Genomic DNA, 253 nt, shown 5'->3' with positions numbered 1-253 from the left:
AGTGGGTGCCGAACTGACCGGAGTGGCCCAGTCCCTGATCACCACCTGTCGGCTGCACGACATCAATCCCTATGACTACCTGGTGGATGTGTTGCAACGGGTGGGACAGCATCCGGCCAGGGATATTGGGCAATTGACCCCACGCTGCTGGAAAGCGCACTTCGCAGACAACCCCCTGCGCTCCGATCTGTATCGTTTCACCCAGCACAGCCATTCGTAACCCCCTCCCGATCATCTATCCTTGATGATCGGA

1 protein-coding gene is annotated in these 253 nt (G+C 58.1%); it reads left to right on the top strand.

All coding sequences use genetic code 11. The annotated features are described in order from the left end of the window. Positions 1-220, top strand: a 220-nt coding sequence (locus tag IV91_RS0114780; RefSeq protein WP_031599576.1) for a transposase domain-containing protein, incomplete at its 5' end; no start/stop codon positions are given. Between the last annotated feature and the right edge of the window lie 33 nt (positions 221-253).

It is taken from the genome of Ferrovum myxofaciens, from assembly GCF_000735045.1.
In the GTDB taxonomy this organism is placed as follows: domain Bacteria; phylum Pseudomonadota; class Gammaproteobacteria; order Burkholderiales; family Ferrovaceae; genus Ferrovum; species Ferrovum myxofaciens.
The sequence above is the reverse complement of the archived record's forward strand: the minus strand, read 5'-3'. Positions and strand labels throughout refer to the sequence as shown.